This is a genomic window from Azospirillum fermentarium, from assembly GCF_025961205.1.
GTDB classification, from domain to species: Bacteria; Pseudomonadota; Alphaproteobacteria; order Azospirillales; family Azospirillaceae; genus Azospirillum; species Azospirillum fermentarium.
The window spans coordinates 201,472-222,111 of record NZ_JAOQNH010000003.1; the positions used below are offsets into that span (position 1 = coordinate 201,472).

Genomic DNA, 20,640 nt, shown 5'->3' on the forward strand with positions numbered 1-20,640 from the left:
GCCACGGGCCGGCGTGTGACACCGCGACTTTAATTCGAATAGGAATGATTCGCAATTTCTGAGTCGGTGTTTGGTGGGAACGGTGGACCTGTTTCCTGGGCTGGGCAAAACCGCCGGGATTATACATTATAAATCTAGTAGACATATATTCAATTAACCCGTTAACATGGGGGAATGTGGCGCGCATCCACGGGAAAGAACGAAATTCATCAGTGAAATATGGCTGCCACTCCCGGTCCTCCCCTGTGCCGCGGCCCTGTGCCGACAGGGGCCGTGGCCGGCGCCCGGATACGCCGCCGCGATCCGACACACACCAACCCACCGCAAAGGGAAAACGGCTGATGAGCACGACCACCGGCACCGCCCCCACCCTTCTGGACATCCGACCGATCAACGGCAACATCGGCGCCGAAATCCGCGGCGTCACCCTGTCGGGCGACCTGCACCCGGCCACCTTCAAGGCCATCCAGGATGCCGTCTATCAGTACAAGGTCGTGTTCGTGCGCGGCCAGGACGCCATCACCGACGAAAAGCAGGAAGCGTTCGGGCGCCTGTGGGGTCCGCTGGTCGGTCATCCCACCGTGCCGTCCCTGGGCGGGACCGAGGCGATCCTGGATGTGGACGGGTCGCGCGGCGACCGCGCCAGCTCGTGGCACGCCGACATCACCTTCCTCGACGCCTATCCCAGCATCACCATCCTGCGCCCGCACCAGCTGCCCGAACGCGGCGGCGACACCCTGTGGGGCAACACCACCGCGGCCTATGCGGAACTGCCCGAGGCGCTGCGCGATCTGGCCGACAAGGTGTGGGCGCTCCATTCCAACCAGTATGATTACGTGGGCGACCGCAAGCTGCGCCAGGACGGGCTGAAGCGCTACAACGAGGTGTTCACCGCCGCCCTTTACGAGACCGAACACCCGCTGGTGGCCGTGCACCCGGTGACCGGTGAGCGCACGCTGATCGTCGGCCATTTCCTTCAGCGGCTGATCGGCTTCGGCTCGTCGGATTCCCGCCGCCTGATCGACATCTTCACCGACCACGCCACCCGCCCGGAAAACACCGTGCGCTGGCATTGGTCGCTGGGCGACGTCGCCATCTGGGACAACCGCGCCACCATTCACCGCGCCGTGGACGATTACGACGACCTGCCGCGGGTCGTGCGCCGCACCACCGTGGCCGGTGCCCCCGTGACCGGCGTCGATGGCCGCCGCAGCACCACCCGCTATCTGGGCAAGAAGCCCGGACTGGCCGCCTGATTGTCAGATGCCGTGTTTTGGGGACGGGACCGGCGGGGCTGGCCGCCGGTCCCGTGCCTTTGCCCGTCCGCATCATCCCGGGCGTTTTTCATGAGCGTTCCCCACCGCACCGGCCCGAATCGTTACGTTACGGGCGATGGCGTTCCTATCCCCGCCGCAGCGCGTTGAGCAGGATGCCGATGGTGGTGCCGTTGTGCAGCACCGCCGTTCCCACCGGCGACAGCAGGCCCATGGCCGCCGCCCCCAGGATCGCCGTGTTCAGCCCCACCGTCAGGCGGTAGTTGGACGCGATCAGGGCCATGGTGGCGTTGGCCGTTTCCTTGGCGTCGGCCACCCGTTCGATGCGGTCTTCCAGCAGGGCCACGTCGGCGGTCAGGCGGGCGATGTCCGCCCCCTTCTGCATGGCGATGCCCACATGGGCGCCGGCCAGGGCCGGGGCATCGTTGATGCCGTCGCCGACGAAGGCGATGCGGGCGCCATCGCGGCTGAGATCCTCCACGATGCGGGCCTTGTCGGCGGGCAGAAGCTCGGCGTGGAAATCGTCCAGGCCCAGCTCATTCGCCAGCTCGGCCGCACGGTCGCGGTGGTCGCCGGTCAGCAGCAGGATGCGCGTCACCCCCGCCTGCCGCAGCCGGGCGATGGTGGCGGCACTGGTGGCGCGCGTGCTGTCCTTCAGCGCCAGAACCCCCACCAGCTTGCCGCCGAAGCCGATGAACAGCAGGGTCTTGCCCTCCTGGTACAGCCGGTTGATGGCATCCTCGTGGGGGGCGACGTCGATGCCCTCGTCCTCCTGCACGAAATGGCGGGAGCCGACGACGATGCGCTTGCCGTCGATGATGCTGGCGACCCCGTGGGCGACGATGAACTGCACCTCCTGGTGATCGAAATGGCGGTTCTCGATCTCGCGCGCCGCCGCCACCACCGCCATCGCCAGGGGGTGGAAGTAATGCTCCTCCACCGACGCCGCCAGACAGATCAGGTCGTTGGGGGTGTAGGCGGCGTCGAAGGTGATGGAATCGGTGACCTGCAGCATCCCCGTGGTCAGGGTGCCGGTCTTGTCGAACACGAAGGTGTCGGCCTGGGCCAGCCGTTCCAGCGCCCCCGCACCCTTCACCAGAATCCCCGACTGCCCCGCGCCGTACATGGCCGATTTGAAGGCGACCGGCGTCGCCAGCTTCAGCGCGCAGGAATAATCGGCCTGCAGCACCGACGCCGCGTTCTGCCACGTGCCGCTCAGCACGGCGGAGGTGGCGGCCAGCCGCAGCACCGTGGGCACGAGCTGGTCGGCCAGGCGCGACGCCTCCAACTGCGCGGTGCTCTTGGCGGTCAGGGACTGTTCCACGTAATCGGCGATGCGGGCGGCGGCGGTGTGGGTGCCCACCTGTTCGGCGTAGATGACCAGCCGCCCTTCCTCCATCAGCGTGCCCGAAAGCACGCCGTCGCCGCGGCCCTTGGCCACCGGCACGCTTTCGCCGGTCATGGCCGCCTGGTTGACGGTGGCGGTGCCGCTCATCACCGTGCCGTCCACCGGGATGACCGCACCGGCCCCGACCACCACCGAATCCCCCACCGCCACGGTGCCGGCGGGCACCAGGATCTCCACCCCGCCGCGCAAGACCCAGATCTCGTCGCTGGACGGGCGCAGCAGGTGTTTCAGCAGGCTGTCGGAGCGCCGGGCGATGGATTCCTCCATATACTCGCCCAGCGCCAGCATGAAGGTGGTGGTGTTGGCGGCGGTGAAGTCGCGGCGCGCCAGCGAGATCGACACCGCCATCGCCTCCAGCACGTGGGAGGTGACGCCCTCCCGCGCATAGATCCCCGTGGCCTCCTTCAGCAGCGGCAGCGCGCCGGCCAGGGCCAGCGGCAGGCGCAGCGGCATGGGCAGCAGGAAACTGCCCGCCAGGGTCGCCAGCCGTACCAGAACCTGCCGTCCGGCGTCCCCCGCCGCCGCGCGCGTTTCGGGCGCGGGGGCGGGCGTGTCCGCCGGGACGGGCAGGGCGGCCAGGGTGCCGCACAGCGCGGCGGCGCTGGTGCGCCCGCGGTCGTAGCGCACGGCCAGCGAGCGGGCGGCGGGCGACACCCGCACCGATTCCACCCCCTCCACCCGTTCCACCGCGCGGGCCAGCGCGTCGGCGCCCGACGGGCTGCCGGGACGGCAGCGGTAGCGCAGCCGCACCCGGCCCGGCACATGATGCACCGGCTCCAGCGCGGTGAACCACGGCAGATCCGGGGGGATGGGCCAGGGGGCGGGGGCGGTCATAGGGCGCCGGCCTGTTCCGCCTCCAGCTCCGCCTGAAGGTCGGCGGCCTGTTCCTTCATCTCGGCCAGCCCGCCGGCCAGCGAGCCGTAGAGCTTCAGCCCCGACTTGATGATCTTGCCGCGCAGCTCCGCGTCGGACAGCACATAGGCCGCCGCCGCCCCGACCAGGGCGCCCACCAGGAACTGTTCCGACGGGCGGCCCGGCAGCAGGTTGGACAGCCCGCCCAGCATCCCCTGGTTCCGCGGGGCCGGCGGCGTCCAGCCGGCGGCGATCATGTCGGCGTACTGGCGCTGTTTCTTCGCCTTCTTCGACGCTTTGTTCTTCTTAGCCACGGGTGTCCTCCTGGTTGGCGGGGGTGTCCGCCGGATTCAACAGATGTTCGAGCGCCACGACCCCGGCCACCCCGGCGGCCACCGCCAGCACCGCCCCCGCCGCGTTGCGGCTACGCACTGCGTCGGCGGCGGCGGTTCCGGCGGCCAGGGCGGCCCCGCCCTGAAGCGCGTAGCGCAGGATCTTGCGCCCCGGCGGCGGTGCGCCGCCGGCCCAGCGTTCCTGCACCGCGGTCAGCAGCGCCGCCGCCACCATGCCGCGGGTGAAGGTGGCCGACATCTCCGGCAGGGCGAGGGCCTTGACCCGCCGGCCCTTCTTCATGGTGCGGTCCCTTCGGGCCGCGGTGCCGGCTCGGCGGTGTCCGTTACCGGCGTATCCGTTACGGTGGTATCCGTTACGGACGTATCGGGTTCGGTGGTCTCCGGTGCGGCGGCGGCCGCCGCCTCCGGCTCCAGCTTGGTGCGCAGGCAGGCGGAGGTGCGCTCGATGGCCGACAGGCCGGACACGGCGGCCCCGCGCACGGCGCCGGTGGCCTGCTGCCCCGTGGCCTTCAGCGGCCCCTTGACACCCTTGAGCAGGCGCACGCCGGCGGCACCGGCCAGCAGACCCGTGGCGAAGACCAGCAACGGATACATCATTCTTCTCCTTATTCCGCAGGGACGGCGGCAAGACGCAGCAGCGCCGCGGCGCCGGGGGAGGCCGTGCCGGCCAACAGGTCGGTCCAGGCCGACGGCGGGATCGCCGCCGGGTCGTATTCGATGGTGCAGGACAGGGCCAGGGGATTGACCGACACCGACCGGATGGCCGGAGCCGCCGTCAGCGCCCGGTTCAACGCCGCGATGTCCGCGGCGGCGGCGGCCAGATGCCCCCCGGCGGATGCCTCCAGCTTCAAGCGGATGCGTCCGGGAATGTGATGGGCGATGCGCAGCAGGGCGGTCAGGCGAAGGAGGGGGGAAGACGGCATCGGGTCGGCTCGGCGCAGGCGGTCGGGGGATGGGGCGGTCACTGGAACAGGCGTTTGCGCTGAATGACCATGTGAACCAGCATCAGGGCGACGAACGCCGCCCCGGCCCCGGCATGGACCCGTTTGCCCACGCCCAGGGCGGCGAGGGTGGCGGCCATGCTGCCCATCATGCCGATCTTGGCGGCGCGGTTCACACGGCGGGTCAGGCTCTGCCCGCCCTGGCCGCCCGTTTGGGGGGCGGGGGCCGGTGCGGGGGAGGGGGCGGCGGGCGCCGTGTCCAGCCCCAGCATGTCCAGCCCCAGCACGGCGGCGGCGCTGGCGGTGGCGTGGGCCTCCGCCGCCGCGCGGTCCACGCGGGTGGGGTCATAGAGAACCAGAAGGCTGCCGGCGGCGGTGCTGCTTTCCGCCACCCGCAGGCCGTCGAGTGCGGTCAGCCGTTCCGCCAGATCCCGGTTGAGGCCGGGCCGGCGCAGCAGCGGATGGCGCAGGCGCATCCGCCCCGGCAGCGCCGACGCGAGAGGGGTGCCCGATCCGGTCATGGAGTCCTCCCGGTGGGGGGTACGCTAATGCAAGTGAGTCTCATTTATGGGGCTTATGCTAATCCACACCGGGGGGCGGGTCAAACGCCACGTTGCCGCGGATGCGAAGGGGGGCTGCGGTAGGGAAAACCTATTGCTGCGGTCGGAAGTAACGATTGGACGCACGGCCAGGACACAGGCAATCATCGGCCAACCCCCGATGAAAACGAGAGGACGCCATGACCACCCTGACCACTACCTTCGGCACTCCGGTTGTTGACAACCAGAATTCGCTGACCGCTGGACCGCGTGGTCCGGTGCTGTTGCAGGATTTTCACCTGATCGAGAAGCTGGCTCATTTCAACCGCGAGCGTATTCCCGAGCGTGTGGTCCATGCCAAGGGAGCCGGTGCTTACGGTGTCTTCCGCGTCACCCGCGACGTGAGCGCCTATACCAAGGCCGCCTTCCTGTCCGCCGTGGGCAAGGAGACGGAGGTGTTCGTCCGCTTCTCCACCGTCGGCGGCGAAAAGGGATCGGCGGATGCCGAGCGCGACCCCCGCGGCTTCGCGGTCAAGTTCTACACCGAAGAGGGCAATTACGATCTGGTCGGCAACAACACCCCGGTGTTCTTCCTGCGCGATCCGCTGAAGTTCCCCGACTTCATCCACACGCAAAAGCGCAACCCGGCCACCAACCTGAAGGATCCCACCGCCATGTGGGATTTCTTCTCGCTGTCGCCGGAAACCATGCACCAGCTGACCATCCTGTTCAGCGACCGTGGCACGCCGCGCAGCTACCGCCACATGGACGGGTTCTCCAGCCACACCTTCTCGTGGATCAACGCGGCGGGGGAACGGTTCTGGGTCAAGTATCATTTCAAGACCCGCCAGGGGATCGAGAACTTCACCGCCGAGCAGGCGGTGCGCATGGCCGGAATCGACCCCGACCACGCCACCCGCGACCTGTTCGCCAGCATCGCCGACGGCAACGCCCCGTCGTGGCGGGTGGCGGTCCAGATCATGCCGGAGGCGGAGGCCGAAACCTACCGCATCAATCCCTTCGACCTGACCAAGGTGTGGCCGCACGCGGATTACCCGCTGATCGACATCGGCGAGATGACGCTGAACCGCAACCCGGAGAATTACTTCGCCGAGGTGGAGCAGGCGGCCTTCAGCCCGGCCAGCGTGGTGCCCGGCGTCTCCTTCAGCCCCGACAGGATGCTCCAGGGGCGGCTGTTCGCCTATGCCGACGCCCACCGCTACCGTCTGGGCGGCAACTATGGGCTGCTGCCGGTCAACCGGCCCCATGGCTGCCCCGTTCACAATTACCAGCGCGACGGGGCCATGCGGTTCGACGGCAACGGCGGCGGGGCGCCCAACTATGAGCCCAACAGCGCCGGCGGCCCGGTCCAGGCCGGCGCGGCGGCGGGCGAGCCGCCCTTGCGCATCAGCGGCGACGCCGCCCATTACGACCACCGCGCGGGCAACGACGACTATGCCCAGGCCGGCGCCCTGTTCCGTCTGATCGGGGCGGAGGCCCAGGCCCGGCTGATGGACGCCATCGCCGGCTCGCTGAGCAAGGCCCCGGCGGCGATCCAGGAGCGGCAATTGCGCCACTTCGCCGCCGCCGACCCGGCCTATGGCGCGGGTGTCGCCCGCCGGCTGGAGGCGGCGGCGGTCTCCGCCCTCTGACGGGAAGAGCCAGGGAGCCGCTCTGCGGGGCGGGTGGCGCGTGCCGCCCGCCCCGCATGCAATTGGCCCCGCATACAATTGCGCGCGTATGTGTTCTTTCTTTGCCTGTTGCCGTGCGGTGATTGCCTTATTTAGATGAATTCCTGATATGATTTTTCTTTTATTGTGATTGTTGGGGACAAGCGATCATGACATCACAGACCAGCGCCACGATCCGGACCGCCACGCCGGGGGCCGTCGGGTTCGATTGCAACACGGTGCTGACCACGCAGACGGCCACGGCTTTCCGGTCCGCCGGCTTCACCTTCGCCATCCGTTACCTGTCCCGCAACACGCCGGAATCCGCCGGTGATCTGAGCGCGCCGGAAACCGCTGCGATCCTGGCCGCCGGCCTGGCGCTGATGGCGGTGCAGCATGTCCAGGCCAGCGGCTGGACCCCCAGCCAGTCCCTGGGCACCCAGTACGGCAACGCCGCCGTCACCAACGCCAAGGCGGCCGGGCTGCCCGCCGGCACGTCGGTATGGCTGGATCTGGAAGGGGTGTCCTCCGCCGCCACCGCCACCGTCATCGAGTCTTATTGCAATGCGTGGTCCGCCGCCGTCAGCGGCGGCGGCTATCGGCCCGGCATCTATGTGGGCGCCAACTGCGGGGTGACCAGCAGCCAGATCGAAGCGTTGGATTTTCAGTATTTCTGGAAATCGGGCAGCAGCGTGCCGGCCCTGTCGAACCCCGGCTATTGCATGGTCCAGCAGATCGGCAGCGGTTACGAGGTGGATGGCGTCGCCTACGACAAGGACACGGTGCAGGCCGGCGTCAGCCCGTTGCCCGTGTGGGCGGTCAGCACCGGGTAATACCCCGGCGTCACTCCAGAACCTGAAACAGGGTACGGGTGCGCCGGGTGGTGCGGCACACCCGGCACAGCCCGTCATCGGCGGGGGTGTCCGGGGCCGTCTTGTCCGGTGCGCCGCCGGCGGGGGGAACCCGCCATTCGGTGACGCCGCAGGCCGTGCAGCGCGCACGGGCCAGCGGCACCGCATCCTGCCGCTGCGGCGCCAGCCGTTCCAGCAGGACGGCGTTGGTGTGGCACACGTCGGCGCACAGGCGGCAGCCGGTGCAGTCGGGGGCGGACAGGCGGAAGGCGGAGGCGGCCTCGTCCACCCGGATGGCCCCGGTGGGGCAGATGCGGGCGCACGCCGCACAGCCGTCGCACGCGGCGGCGTCGATGACCGGCACCCACGGCCACGGAATCCCCGCCGCCGCCACGCCGGGGGCCGGCGGGGGAAGGGTGCGGCCCGGCGGCTGGGGATGGGGGGCCGCCGGCTGCAGGGCGGCGCCGGCGGTGTCCACCACCTCGCTCACCCGCCGGGCGGTCATGCGGAACAGCGCCCGCCGGCCCAGCGCCGGCCCGCCGTCGGGTTCGGTGTCGAAGGTCAGCAGCGCCTGCCACGGCGCACGGGACCGGTTGACCAGCCGCATCGGTTCCAGCCCCCGCCGGGTCAGCAGGTGGTTCAGGTCGGCCATGGTCTTTTCCAGCCGGGCCGGGGTGTTGCTGCCGGTGGGGCAGGTGGCGCACCCCTCGCGCGTGGCATAGAACCGCCGCACCCCCGCCCGGTACAGCCCCGCCAGATCGGCGACGGTCAGCACCCCCAGACAGGGCATCACGCCGTCCACCCCGTCGCGCCCGTTGCGCAGGCCGGTGTTGGCGCAGGCGGCAAAGGCCACCCGTTCCCGCCCTTCCCGCCGTTTGGCGGGGGTGTGGGTGTGGGCGATCACCCCCTGCGGGCAGGCGGCGGCGCACAGGCCGCAGCCGTCGCAGGATTCGGGCGTCAGGCTGACGCCTTCCTCGTCCACCTGCCATGCCCCCCTGGGGCAGACGTCGGCGCAGGCCCGGCACGATGCCACCGCCGCCGCCACATGGACGCAGCGGGCGCCGTCGATGCGCGGCAGACGGTCCACGACGGCAGAATCCACGGCCCGATGCATCCGGCTCCCTTCCTCAAAGCACGGCACGTCGGAACATGAGATCAGCCGCAGCCGGTGGGCCGCGTGTCGGGTGCCGCCGCCTCTTTGGCGTAAGAGGGCCGTGGCACGTCGAGGAACGCCCCCAACAGGTCGCGCAGCCGGTCCAGATACGCGCCGGTCAGCAATGCCAAGCCGCCATAATAGGCCGTGGCGCACCGCCCCGCCACCCGCGAACAGAACGACGGCACCCACCGCATGGGGTGTGCGTCGAGAAACCGCAGGGCGTGGCGCAGTCCCTCCTCGTCCCGCGCCCGTTCCAGCAGCAGGGCCAGGAAGTGCAGCTCCAGCACCAGATGGTCGGAATCGCGGTTGTCCCCCGGTTTCTGAACCACGTTGGCGGCACTGTACCAGCGGCGGACGGCGAACATGGCCTCTTGCCGCACCAGCGGTTCGTCGTGCACCCACACCGATTCCAGCGGGGCCGCCCGGTAGGTGTGGTTCAGATAGATGGCCGCGAAATCGGCGGCCAGCGTGTCCAGCGTGCCGGGATCCACCGGCTGGGGCATGGCGCCCAGGAACTCCTCCATCAGGGCGAAGCCCTGGTGCGCGTCGTCCCGGTCCAGCGTCACCGCGAAAAAATCCTGGAGGGGCTGCCCGCGCAGCCCCTCCAGAAAGTCGGCAGCCGGCTCGCGGTCATGGAAATCGGCCAGCCGATGGAGATCGGCCGCCGCTCCCTGCCCGAAAGCCGAAACCACCGGGGACGCTTCCGGTCCGGTGTGGGCGGGGATGTTCTCCCCGCCGGTGTTGCTTCCGTCCACTTATTCCACCTTTCCCTTGGGATGGGCCACGAAGGCGATGGAAGGGTTGGTCAGTTCCGGGTTGGCCATGTTGCGCACCTGACGGACCGTGCGGTCGCCGGGGCCGACGGCCTTGGTCTCATAGGTGCCGGCGCGGATCTGGTCGATGGGGCCGATGTCCAGAACCCGCATCATGCAGCCCATGACGCAATAGGGCTTGCGTCCGGCGTCGATCTCATCGACGCACATGTTGCACTTCTTTACCGTGTTGGTGGTGACGTCGAACTGCGGCGCGCCGAAGGGACAGGCCGCCTCGCACCGGCGGCAGCCGATGCACAGCGTGCTGTCGATATCGACGATCCCATCCTTCTGCCGCTTGAAGATCGCCCCCGTGGGGCAGGTGGGCAGGCACGCCGGCTCCGCGCAGTGGTTGCACGACATGTTGACTTTGTAGGCGAACACGTCGGGGAAGTGCCCCCCCTCCACATACATCACCCGGCGGAACCGCGGGCCGGGCGGCAGGCCGTTCTTGTCCTTGCACGCGATCTCGCACGCCCGGCAGCCGATGCAGTCCATGTTGTTGTGGACGAACCCCAGCTGCATGTCGGGCTGGACGGGCGTGTAGGTGACGCGTTTCTTTTCCGCCACCGCCACCTTGATGCGTTCCTTGTCGTACGAGGGGCGCGTGCTTGCGCCATCGTCCGCCCCGGCAAGGGCTTCGGGTTCCGTCTGCCCGGTCAGGGAATGATTGTCGGTCATCTGCGTTCAATCTCCTGTCCGTCAGACGCCGCGGCGGAAGACATGGGCCCGCGAGGTGGCGAGCTGGTCCCAGCCGGGCCGGTGGTTGAGGTCGGTCTTGCGCATGTTCACGAGGATGGTGTTGTAGGCGAAGGCGCCCGCCGGGCTGGGTTCGTCCAGGGTCAGGAAATCGGGGTTGCCCGAGCGGTCGATGCCGTCCTTGTCCAGGTCCAGCCACGGGCCTTCGTGCACCACCACCACGCCCGGCATGACCCGTTCGGTGACATAGGCCGGCAGCACGATCCGGCCGCGGTCGTTCCACACCTCCAGCACGTCGCCGTTCTGGATGCCCAGCTTGGCGGCGTCGGCGGCGTTGACGGTGATTTCCTGTTCGTAGGTTTCGCGCAGCCAGGGGATGTTGTGGAAGATGGAATGGGTGCGCCACCGCGGGTGCGGCGTGATCATGTGGAACGGGAAATCCTTCACCTTGTCCGTGTGGTTCAGGCTTTCGAACGGCTCCGTCCACTTCGGGATGTAGGGGATCGGCGACCCCCAGGCGGTGTGGGTGAAATCCTGCGTCTGGGCGAGCGTGGTGGACAGGATCTCGATCTTGCCCGACGGCGTGTTGAAGGGGATTCCCTTCTCGATCTGGTCCTGGAACGCCACATGCAGCCGCGGCAGCTTGAATTTGTAGGTGCCGCGCTTCTTGAACTCCTCCCAACTGATGTCGGCGCCCTGGTGGTGCTGCACCTTTTCCCACCACGCGGTCAGATACGCCTCGTCCACCGCGTCGTCGTGGTGGAAATACTCGCGCGAGGCCCGCGGGTTGTAGCGGTCGCCGAAGCCCAGACGATAGGCCAGTTCGGTGTAGATCTGGAAATCGGTCTTGGACTCGCCCATCGGCTGGATGACCTTGGGGCGGTGGATGTAATAGTGGCCCTTGTACCAGGGCAGCGCCACGTCGTGCCGTTCGAAATGGGTGGCGACGGGGAACAGCACGTCGGCGAACAGGCCGGACGGCGTGATGGTGCTGTCGTTGCACACCACCAGATCCAGCTTCTTGATGGCCTGGATCTGCTTGTTGATGTTGGTGAGCTGGTTGAACCAGTTCGACCCCTGCCAGAAGATGCCGCGGATGTTGGGGATCACCCCGTCCAACTGGTCGCCCCGCGGCCACAGCCCGATCTCTTCCCGCTTCAGGTTGGGATAGTTCAGGACCAGATGCGCCCAGCGGTCGGATTTGATCGAGGCGTACCAGACGTTGGAGAATTCGTCGTAGGGATAGGCGATGCCCTCGGCGTGCCAGCCCTTGCCCACGCCCTCGGCGCAGCCGCCCAGCTTGCCGATGTTGCCGGTGATGGCCTGCAGCGCCGCGGCCATGCGGTTGTACTGCTCGCCGTTGGAATTGCGGCCCGGTGCCCACGACGCCTTCAGCGCCGCCGGCTTGGTGCGGGCGTACATGTCGGCCAGCTTCACGATGTCGGCCGCCGGCACGCCGCAGATGTTGGCCGCCCATTCCGGCGTCTTGGGCACGCCGTCGTAGGTGCCGAGGATGTAGTCCTTGAAGTTTTCCTTGCCCGCGGCCCAGCCCGGCATGGTGCCGGCGTCAACCCCTTGCGTGAAGCGGTTGATGAAGTCCTGATCGTGCAGGTTGTGGGTGAAGATGTAGTGGGCCATGCCGGCCATCATGGCGGCGTCGGTGGCCGGGCGGATGGGGATCCACCACGCATCGTACGCGCTGGCCGCATCGGTGTACTGCGGGTCGATCAGCACGAAGCGGCAGCCGCGCTGCTTGGCCAGGCGCATGTAATAGAAGGTGTTGCCGCCGTGGAAGGTGTAGGCCGGGTTCCACCCCCACATGATGATCAGGCGGGAATGGGCGTAGGCGTCGTCCTCGTTCCCATCCTCGATGGTGCCGAAGGTCATGCGGCTGGAAAAGGTGGTCGCCTGATACGACGGCACCGACCACGACGAGGTGCGGCAGCCGAACATGCCGAGGAAACGGCCCAGCAGCCCTTCGATCTGATCCGACTTGTGCAGGACGCCATAGGAGGCACCGGCGTAGGACTGGTCCAGCAGCGCCTGCGGCCCGTGCTTCTGCTTGATGTCCTGCATCTTCTGGGCAACGTAGTCGAGTGCTGCGTCCCACGACGCACGCTTGAACTTGCCCTCGCCGCGTTCGCCCACCCGGATCATGGGGTAGAGCAGCCGTTCGGCGGAGTAGAGGCGCGCGCGGTAGGAGCGCCCGCGCAGGCAGGCGCGCAACTGCGGCACCTGTTCGGTGTCGTAGCCGTAGCTCCCCTCCGGCCCCTGGAAGCGGCCGTCGTCGGTGGACAGGCGGACGATCACGTCGCCCTTCTTGTGCGCCACCAGCATGTGGCGCGAGCCGCAGTTGTGGGCGCAGCTGGTCGGCACGGTGACCAGTTCGTCGTCGCGGGGATAGGGTTCATAGGCGAAGGCTTCGGCTTTCTTCGGCTCCAGCGCGGTGAAGGCACCGGCCGCTGCACCGGCCGCCGCGGCGCCCTGCATGAAGCCGCGCCGGGAGACGTTGAGCGCGGACCCGAGGATCGAGGTGCGGTCGTCGTGGCTCATGGTGGCACTCACTGTTTCGGGATGGCGTAGCGCGGATCGGAGGCGGTGGGCCGGCTCTTTGCCCATTCCGGCGTCTCTTCGGGCATATCGGGCCACGGGTGACGCGGATAGGGGAACGAGATCCGGTACCAGGACCGCCCGCCGTGGCAGCCGTAGCAGGTGTCGGCGTTGGTCTCCGCCGCCGCTTCGATGGCGTCGGCCTTCAGATAGCTGACCTGATGGCGGTTGGTGCGGAAGCCGGCGTCCTTGTTATGGCACGACAGGCAGCCGTTGGTGCCGGGATCGGGCTCATAGGTCTCGCGCTCCGCCGCCCACGGGCCGCCCAGCCCCTCCATGTTCTTCCACGGGAACTGGCCGTGGCACAGCAGGCAGGTGGTTTCCGGGTTCACCTGCTTGCGCAGGGTATAGCCGGCGTTGGTGTAGGTGGGGGGGACCGGCGCCTCGTCACGGGGGTTGGACCCCTGGTGACAGAAGTTGCACTGCAGGTTCATCAGATCCTTCGCCATCCCTTCGGTCAGGTGGCGGCGGTGAAAGGTGTCCTGCGGCCCGGTGTAGGTGTCGAGGGTCTGGTACCACGCCTGCACCGACGCGGCCTTCACACCCGCCTGGGATTCCGGGCGCACGCTGTTGACCAGGATCTCGCCGTGGCAGGCCAGGCACTGCTCGTTGGTGGCGGTGTCGATGGCCGGCTTGAAATGCAGCGGGCTGTATTGGGCCTTGATGTAATCCGGCTCGCCGCTGGCGCTGGTGGCGGCGGCGATGGCCTCGGGCGGGACCGGGGGAAGCGGTGCGGCGGAGGCGACGGCGGAAAACACGGTGGCGGGCGCGGGGGCCGGAGCCGCCGTGGCCGCTGCCGGCGGCTGTTCCGTCTTGGCGGCGGGGGCGGCAGGAGCGGCGGGCGCCGCCGGAGCGGCAGCCGTGACCGGCTTTTCCGGTTCGGTCTTCGCCGGGACCGCGGCGGGCGCGGGAGGGGAAGCCGCGGCTGTCTGCTGCGGGGCCGGCGCGGCCGGAGGTGTTGCCGCCGGTGCGGCTTTGTCCGGTGCGGGTGCTGCTGCCGGTTTGGAGACGGTGGAGGCCACGGCGGGCGCCGGGGCCGGCTTGTCGGGGGCCTTTTCCGACGGCATCAGAAGCTGGACCAGCCCGAAAACCAGGAAGAAACCGAGAAAATAGACGATCGAAGGAAGATTCTTGGGACTCTGAGACGTCATGGCAGCGGCCCTTGTGACGGTTCGGGCCCATGCCGCTGGTGCCGGCGCCTGTGCGGCGACAGCCAGACGTTTCCCGGCCATGTCAAAGGACCAGGCGAGAGCCCCGCGTTCCGGAGAGGGTCGAAAGACGGCGAAATGAAAAGGACGGCGCCACGAGCCATCAGGGCCGATGGCGCCGTCCTCCCCATAAGGCCCGTTACTGCTTGGGCATCATGCCGGACATACCGCCCATGCCCGACATGCCACCCATGCCGGACATTCCGCTCATGCCGCCCATACCCGACATGCCGCCCATGCCCGACATGCCGGACATACCGCCCATACCGGACATACCGCCCATACCGGACATGCCGCCCATGCCGGACATTCCGCTCATGCCGCCCATACCCGACATGCCGCCCATGCCCGACATCCCGGACATACCGCCCATGCCGGACATGCCACCCATGCCGGACATTCCGCTCATGCCGCCCATACCCGACATGCCGCCCATGCCCGACATCCCGGACATACCGCCCATGCCGGACATGCCACCCATGCCGGACATGCCACCCATGCCGGACATCCCGCTCATGCCGCCCATGCCCGACATGCCGCCCATGCCGGACATCCCGGACATACCGCCCATGCCGGACATGCCGGACATGCCACCCATGCCGGACATCCCGCTCATGCCACCCATACCCGACATGCCACCCATGCCGGACATGCCGCTCATCCCCTGAGCCAGTGCAACCGAGGCAGTCGCCAGACCGCCAGCCAGAGCAACGGCGATCAGAGCAGCGCGCACGTTCTTCATACGAAACCTCCTGATGTTTTGTTTTTTTGAGTATTATTCTTTGTTTCCACAGCCGTCGGCTGTGGATCGCGTGATTTTTATTGGGTGAGCTTTGGGCCCACCACTCGTGCTACGAAAAATTTCCGCTGTCCGCCTGGGCCGGGGGGCACCATGGCGGGCAGATCCTGCGTGTCATGGCAAAAGCATGCCGCAGGGAAGGGTCAGCGGTGCCAACCGCGGAGATCGTAGGGACCGGTCATGCCGGACACGGTAAAGGGCGTGTACCAGGCGCCCTGGTCGTCCAGGAAGCGCAAGCTGGCCGGGTAGGGAGCGGTGACCCCATTCAAGGCCGTCTGGTACCAACGCGCATCCTTGTGAACCATCATCACCGCCGGTGCGTCGGCAGGACGAACGGACGGATTGACGCCGGAAACAAAGGTCACTGCATCATCGGCCAAAGCGGAGCCGGCGATTGTCACCAGAGCGCTGACGGTAATGACAAAATGACGCATCGTTTCCTCGCCCGGTTTATTGTTGGTGCGGAACGTTTAATGCTTCGGATTAGTTCTTTATGTCCGCACTATGATCCAGGTTATTACCATTGCGTCGGTTTGTGTGTCAACGCGGCCACAAAATATTACCGCATCGCACAAATATTAATCCATGGATAGCAAAGTAAATATGATAATCACTCGCAAATCATATGGCAAACCTGCTAAGCATGTTACAAGTTGTTGTGCTGTTATGGCTTTCGGCCCTGAATGCCCAGCGGCCGTCTGTGAAATAGACTGCAAAGCGGACCTATCCGGCCTTTCCAAATGGTTTATAAAAGGACAGCACGGCATACATTTATCGCGCCTTCGCCGCATATTTCGGTGAAAATGTCGCAGCTTTGCTCCGTCGGTCTTCCGCGTCGGCGAAGGCCGGAAGGTGGGAGCGGCAGGGCCGGAGGGATTAAGCGCTTTGCCGTGTCCGGTTCGTGTGGGGTGGGTGGTTGATGGCAAAAAATGCCGGGTCCACCTGTGGGTATCGCGGAATGTGCGCGGCAAAAAATGCCCGGTGCCGGATGGGCTTTTTTATAAGTCCTTGATTCAACGCCGTTCTTTTTTCCTGCGGCGTGGCACCGTTTTTGTTTCGCACCCCGTCCACGGGGAGGCGTGCCATGCAAAGACCCATGCTGTTGGCGATCATGCTTGCGGTCCTGCTGCCGGTGGCGGCGGGGGCGGTGGAATGCCGCTCGTCCACCCAGGCCCAGGTGGCGCGGGCTGCGGCGGGGCACACCCAATCGGTGGTGTCCATCGTGATTCGCACCGCCGACGGCCGTCCGGCCTATGGCGCCGGAATCGTCTGGGACGGCGGCGGGCATGTGGTCACCAACGATCATGTGGCCGCGGCGGGCGATGGCTATCTGGTGGAGTTTTCCGACGGCGCCAGCCGTTCGGCCCGGCTGGTGGCGCGCGCGCCGGGGCGGGATCTGGCGGTGCTGAAGGTCTATGGCACCACGCCCGAACCGGCCCCCCGCACCCGGTCCCACGACCTGCGGGCCGGCGACCCGGTGATCGCGGTGGGCAACCCCTTTGGCCGGGGCCTGTCCATGGCGGGCGGGGTGATCAGCGCGTTCGACCGCGAGATCATCACCGGCCCCGCGACCCGTCTGTCGGGGATGCTGCAGACCACGGTCGCCCTCAGCCCCGGCAGCTCCGGCGGGCCGCTGTTCGATTGCGCAGGGGCCGTGGTGGGCATCAACACCGCCGTCAGCCGGTCCCCCGCCAACGGTCAGGCCATGGGCTTCGCCATCCCCATCGAACGGGTGGCCGAAGCGGTCGGCACCATGCTGGAGAATCCCTCGCTGGCCGATGCGGCCCCGGCCCCGCCTGCTGCGCCGTTGGCGGCGGTGTCCCGTCCCGGCCTGGGTCTGTATGTGGCGGCCAACGCCGGGGGTGTGCTGATGGTGCAGAGCGTGGCCCCCGATTCCCCCGCCGCCCACGCCGGGGCGCAGCCCGGCGATGCCATCACCCACGCCAACGGGCGCCCGGTGCATTCCCCGTCCGACCTGCTGGCGCTGGTCCATGAGACCGGGGTGGGATCGACGGCGCTGCTGCGGGTCGTCCGGGGGGGAAAGCCGGTGCAGGTCCGGGTGCCGGTGGCGTCGTGGACGGTGGTGGAGCAGACCCTTTATTGAGGGATGACGGGGGCTGTGGTGTGGCCGTACCGCCGCGCACCCGCGTATTCCGCCGCCAGGGCTGTTTTTTGCCGCCCAAGAGCCTTGAAAACGTCGGTTTCTTGGTATCTTTCTTCCCCAGCTTCAGGGCTATGCGGGGAAGATCCGGTGCCACGCGCGATTGATGCCACGGCCCGGCCGGTGTGCCGGCCGCCCACGCGGCGCCGCTTCCTGACCGCGGCGGCGGGTCTGGCGGCGTGTGCCCTGATCCCGGGGGCCGGGTGGGCCCAGGATCCGCCGGGCCTGCGTTTCTTCCGCATCGGCACCGGCACCACCGCCGGCACCTATTTCCCCATCGGCGGGCTGATCGCCAACGCCATTTCCAGCCCCCCCGGCGCCCGCCCGTGCGACAAGGGCGGAAGCTGCGGCGTGCAGGGGCTGGTGGCGGTGGCCCAGGCGACGGCGGGCAGCGTGGAAAACCTCAACCTGCTGATGAGCGGCGGGGTGGAGGCGGCGATGGCCCAGGCCGATGTCGCCCATGCCGCCTACACCGGCACCGGCGTGTTCCAGGGCCGCCCGGCCTTTGACGGGCTGCGCGCCATCGGCACCTTGTATGTGGAGGCGCTGCACGCCGTGGTGCGCGCCGAGAGCGACATCTTCGAACCCGGCGACTTCCGCAACCACGCCGTGGCGCTGGGCGACGAGGGGTCGGGCACGCTGGTGGAGGCGCGTCTGGCGCTGGCCGCCTATGGCGTGCGGGAAACCGACCTGACGCCCCTGTACCTCAAGCCCGGAACCGGCGCCGAACGGGTGGCGAGCGGGGAGATCGACGCCTTCTTCATCGTCGGCGGCGCCCCGGTGGGGGCGGTCAGCGATCTGGCCGAGCGGCGGTTGATCCGTCTGATTCCCTTTGCCGGGCCGGAGGCCGACCGGCTGCGCACCCAGCACCGCTTCCTGACCGCCACGGTGATTCCCGACGGCATCTATCCCGGGGTTCTGGCCACGCCCACGCTGGGGGTGGGGGCCGAATTGCTGGTGCGGGCCGACGTTCCCGCCGATCTGGTCCATGGCATCACCCGCGCCCTGTGGCACGAGAACACCCGCCGCCTGCTGGTGGAAGGCCACCCGCGGGGCAAGCTGATCGACCCGGCCAACGCCGCCGCCAACACATCCGTTCCCCTGCACGAGGGGGCCGTGCGTTATTACCGGGAGGCCGGGCTGCTGGGGACCGCCGCCGGCGAGCCGGCCGCCACCATCCGCTGACCTCTGCCCTCCGCCCGCTGACCTCCCTGCTCTTTCTTGACCGACGGACCGCCGCCCATGCCGACCGTTGCCCCTTACGGGACGTGGACCTCCCCCTTCACCGCCCGCCGTCTGGCCGAGGCCGGCATCGGCCTGCGCGCGCCGTACCGCCGCGGCGGTTCCGTGTTCTGGCTGGAAGGCCGCCCGGCGGACGCAGGGCGCACGGTGCCGGTGTGCCGGGCCGCCGACGGCACGGTGCGCGACCTGCTGCCCGCCGGCTGGGACGTGCGCGGCCGGGTGCATGAATACGGCGGCGGCGACATCGCCCATCTGGTCGATGGGTTCGTCTTCGCCAACGGCGCCGATCAGGCGCTGTACCGGGTGGCCGGCGACGGGGCGCCGGTGGCGCTGACCACCCCCGGCCTTGACCGTTACGGCGACCTGACCCCCGATGTCCGCCGGGGCCGGCTGCTGGCCGTGCGCGAACGCCACCCCGCCGAAGGGCATGGGGAGCCGGAAAACGCCATCGTCGCCATCCCGCTGGACGGGGCGGGCGCGGCCGGAACCGGGATGGACGCCGTGACGGTGCTGGTGGCGGGCGATGATTTCTACGCCTCCCCCCGGCCCAGCCCGGACGGAAGCCGGCTGGCCTGGATCGCCTGGAACCACCCGGACATGCCATGGGACGCCACCGAACTGCGGGTGGCCGCGGTGGATGCGGCGGGTGCGCCGGGCACACCGTGCCGCATTGCCGGCGGGCCGGGCGAATCGGTGGTGTCGCCGGTGTGGCTGGACGACGGGCGGCTGGTCTTCGTCTCCGACCGCTCGGGGTGGTGGAGCCTGTATGTCTGGGACGGGGTGGCGGGCCGCGAGCCGCGCCCGGTCCTGGCGGAGCCCGCCGAGTCGGCGGAATTCGCCCGGCCCCTGTGGGTGCTGGGCAACCGCGACGTGGTGCCGGCGGGCGGGGCCACGCTCGTCACCGCCTTCACCCGCGACGGGCTGTGGCGCCTGGGCATCGTGGACGTGGACGCCGGGCGGCTGGACACGGTGGACCTGCCCTACACCATGATCGACGAGCTGAGCGTGGACGGGGGATGCGTCACCTTCCTCGGCGCCGGCCCGGCGGAGGTGCAGGTGGTGGCCACCCTCGACCTTGCCACCCGCGCGCTGGGCGTGGAGCGGCGGGCGGCGGCCCCGGTGGAGGCGGGGTATGTGTCCATCCCCCGGCCCATCCGCTTTCCCACGGGGGACGCGGGCGGGGCGGTGGCCCACGCCTTCTATTACCCGCCGGCCAACCGCGACTACATCGGGCCGCGGGGGGAAAAGCCGCCGCTGATCGTGCGCAGCCACGGCGGCCCCACCGCCGCCGCCGGCACCGGCTTCACGCCCAAGATCCAGTATTGGACCAGCCGGGGCTTTGCCGTGGTGGATGTGAACTACCGCGGCAGCACCGGCTATGGCCGCGCCTACCGCGATGCGCTGAAGGGGGCGTGGGGCATCGCCGACGTGGCCGATTGCGTGGCCGCCGCCCGCCACCTCGCCGCCGAGGGGCTGGTGGACCCGCAGCGGCTGATCATCACCGGCAGCAGCGCGGGGGGCTACACCACCTTGTGCGCCGTGACCTTCCACGGCACCTTCCGCGCCGGGGCCAGCCATTACGGCATCAGCGACCTGGAGACGCTGGCCACCGACACCCACAAGTTCGAGGCCCGCTATCTGGACAGTCTGGTGGGCCCGTACCCGGACCGGCGCGATCTCTACGTTGCCCGCTCGCCCATCCACGCGGTGGACCGGCTGGCGGTGCCGATGGTGTTCTTCCAGGGCTTGCAGGACAAGGTGGTCCCCCCCGATCAGGCCCGGCTGATGGTGGACGCCATCGAGGCCAAGGGGCTGCCGGTGGCCTATGTCACCTTCCCCGAGGAACGCCACGGATTCCGCCGTGCCGAGAGCATCACCGCGGCGTTGGAGGGGGAGTTGTACTTCTACGGGCGGGTGTTCGGCTTCATCCCCGCCGACCCGCTGCCCCCCATCCCGATCCGCAATCTGGGTTGAGGCCCGGCGCTCCTGCGGCCATTGAGGCCGCGGCCAAGGGCGCGGATGCGCCCGCCCGGCGAGGGGAAGACAAAGGTTACACCATCGTGCC

Annotated in this window: 19 protein-coding genes; 6 read left to right on the forward strand and 13 right to left on the reverse strand. The window is 68.7% G+C overall.

Annotated elements, in window-relative coordinates; all coding sequences use genetic code 11:
* Nucleotides 1-341: 341 nt before the first annotated feature.
* A complete protein-coding gene (locus tag M2352_RS21140; protein WP_264666512.1) occupies nucleotides 342-1,256 on the forward strand; it encodes a TauD/TfdA dioxygenase family protein in 915 nt (304 codons plus the stop codon).
* A gap of 145 nt (nucleotides 1,257-1,401) precedes the next feature.
* Here M2352_RS21140 and M2352_RS21145 read toward each other — a convergent pair whose 3' ends face one another.
* Genes M2352_RS21145 through M2352_RS21170 form a run of 6 tightly spaced genes read right to left on the reverse strand, consistent with a single transcriptional unit; the run spans nucleotide 1,402 to nucleotide 5,349 of the window.
* Entirely contained in the window at nucleotides 1,402-3,516 is a 2,115-nt protein-coding gene (locus tag M2352_RS21145; RefSeq protein WP_264666513.1) for a heavy metal translocating P-type ATPase, read from the reverse strand.
* Nucleotides 3,513-3,848 carry a YtxH domain-containing protein gene (locus M2352_RS21150; RefSeq protein WP_264666514.1) on the reverse strand — a complete coding sequence of 112 codons (336 nt, stop codon included), beginning with the start codon at nucleotides 3,846-3,848 and terminating at the stop codon, nucleotides 3,513-3,515. The genes M2352_RS21145 and M2352_RS21150 overlap by 4 nt, the downstream gene beginning before the upstream one ends.
* Nucleotides 3,841-4,167 carry a hypothetical protein gene (locus tag M2352_RS21155; RefSeq protein ID WP_264666515.1) on the reverse strand — a complete coding sequence of 109 codons (327 nt, stop codon included), beginning with the start codon at nucleotides 4,165-4,167 and terminating at the stop codon, nucleotides 3,841-3,843. Before M2352_RS21155 ends, M2352_RS21150 begins: the two co-directional genes overlap by 8 nt.
* Complete coding sequence (locus M2352_RS21160; protein ID WP_264666516.1) at nucleotides 4,164-4,484, reverse strand: hypothetical protein; 321 nt, start codon at nucleotides 4,482-4,484, stop codon at nucleotides 4,164-4,166. The genes M2352_RS21155 and M2352_RS21160 overlap by 4 nt, the downstream gene beginning before the upstream one ends.
* An 8-nt stretch (nucleotides 4,485-4,492) precedes the next feature.
* Entirely contained in the window at nucleotides 4,493-4,810 is a 318-nt protein-coding gene (locus M2352_RS21165) for a cation transporter (RefSeq protein ID WP_264666517.1), read from the reverse strand.
* Between the two features lie 38 nt (nucleotides 4,811-4,848).
* Nucleotides 4,849-5,349 carry an HMA2 domain-containing protein gene (locus M2352_RS21170; RefSeq protein WP_264666518.1) on the reverse strand — a complete coding sequence of 167 codons (501 nt, stop codon included), beginning with the start codon at nucleotides 5,347-5,349 and terminating at the stop codon, nucleotides 4,849-4,851.
* Between the two features lie 218 nt (nucleotides 5,350-5,567).
* Here M2352_RS21170 and M2352_RS21175 point away from each other — a divergent pair, with 218 nt between their 5' ends.
* Nucleotides 5,568-7,019: a catalase gene (locus M2352_RS21175; protein ID WP_264666519.1), complete on the forward strand. Its 1,452-nt coding sequence runs from the start codon at nucleotides 5,568-5,570 to the stop codon at nucleotides 7,017-7,019.
* Nucleotides 7,020-7,207: 188 nt separating this feature from the next.
* Nucleotides 7,208-7,870 carry a DUF1906 domain-containing protein gene (locus M2352_RS21180; RefSeq protein WP_264666520.1) on the forward strand — a complete coding sequence of 221 codons (663 nt, stop codon included), beginning with the start codon at nucleotides 7,208-7,210 and terminating at the stop codon, nucleotides 7,868-7,870.
* 10 nt (nucleotides 7,871-7,880) lie between these two features.
* Here the strand turns inward: M2352_RS21180 and M2352_RS21185 are convergent, their stop codons facing one another.
* From M2352_RS21185 to M2352_RS21215, 7 genes are all read right to left on the reverse strand, one after another.
* Entirely contained in the window at nucleotides 7,881-8,990 is a 1,110-nt protein-coding gene (locus tag M2352_RS21185; protein ID WP_264666521.1) for a 4Fe-4S dicluster domain-containing protein, read from the reverse strand.
* A gap of 53 nt (nucleotides 8,991-9,043) precedes the next feature.
* Nucleotides 9,044-9,799, reverse strand: coding sequence for a TorD/DmsD family molecular chaperone (locus tag M2352_RS21190; protein WP_264666522.1), 756 nt, complete (start codon nucleotides 9,797-9,799; stop codon nucleotides 9,044-9,046).
* Nucleotides 9,800-10,537 carry a 4Fe-4S dicluster domain-containing protein gene (locus M2352_RS21195; protein ID WP_264666523.1) on the reverse strand — a complete coding sequence of 246 codons (738 nt, stop codon included), beginning with the start codon at nucleotides 10,535-10,537 and terminating at the stop codon, nucleotides 9,800-9,802.
* Nucleotides 10,538-10,558: 21 nt separating this feature from the next.
* Complete coding sequence (locus M2352_RS21200; protein ID WP_264666524.1) at nucleotides 10,559-13,108, reverse strand: molybdopterin-containing oxidoreductase family protein; 2,550 nt, start codon at nucleotides 13,106-13,108, stop codon at nucleotides 10,559-10,561.
* Between the two features lie 8 nt (nucleotides 13,109-13,116).
* The gene (locus M2352_RS21205) at nucleotides 13,117-14,316 is read right to left on the reverse strand and encodes a cytochrome c3 family protein (RefSeq protein ID WP_264666525.1); all 1,200 of its coding nucleotides are present in this window, start codon (nucleotides 14,314-14,316) and stop codon (nucleotides 13,117-13,119) included.
* A gap of 196 nt (nucleotides 14,317-14,512) precedes the next feature.
* Entirely contained in the window at nucleotides 14,513-15,115 is a 603-nt protein-coding gene (locus M2352_RS21210; protein ID WP_264666526.1) for a hypothetical protein, read from the reverse strand.
* Nucleotides 15,116-15,315: 200 nt separating this feature from the next.
* Nucleotides 15,316-15,606, reverse strand: a complete 291-nt coding sequence (locus M2352_RS21215) for a hypothetical protein (RefSeq protein ID WP_264666527.1) — start codon at nucleotides 15,604-15,606, stop codon at nucleotides 15,316-15,318.
* A gap of 650 nt (nucleotides 15,607-16,256) precedes the next feature.
* On the opposite strand from M2352_RS21215, the gene M2352_RS21220 reads away from it, so the two are divergent.
* The 3 genes from M2352_RS21220 (at nucleotide 16,257) to M2352_RS21230 (ending at nucleotide 20,549) form a co-directional block, all read left to right on the forward strand.
* Nucleotides 16,257-17,276 carry a S1C family serine protease gene (locus M2352_RS21220; protein WP_264666528.1) on the forward strand — a complete coding sequence of 340 codons (1,020 nt, stop codon included), beginning with the start codon at nucleotides 16,257-16,259 and terminating at the stop codon, nucleotides 17,274-17,276.
* Between the two features lie 147 nt (nucleotides 17,277-17,423).
* Entirely contained in the window at nucleotides 17,424-18,518 is a 1,095-nt protein-coding gene (locus M2352_RS21225; protein WP_264666529.1) for a TAXI family TRAP transporter solute-binding subunit, read from the forward strand.
* A 57-nt stretch (nucleotides 18,519-18,575) separates the two neighbouring features.
* The gene (locus M2352_RS21230; RefSeq protein ID WP_264666530.1) at nucleotides 18,576-20,549 is read left to right on the forward strand and encodes a dipeptidyl-peptidase 5; all 1,974 of its coding nucleotides are present in this window, start codon (nucleotides 18,576-18,578) and stop codon (nucleotides 20,547-20,549) included.
* The last annotated feature ends 91 nt before the right edge of the window (nucleotides 20,550-20,640 follow it).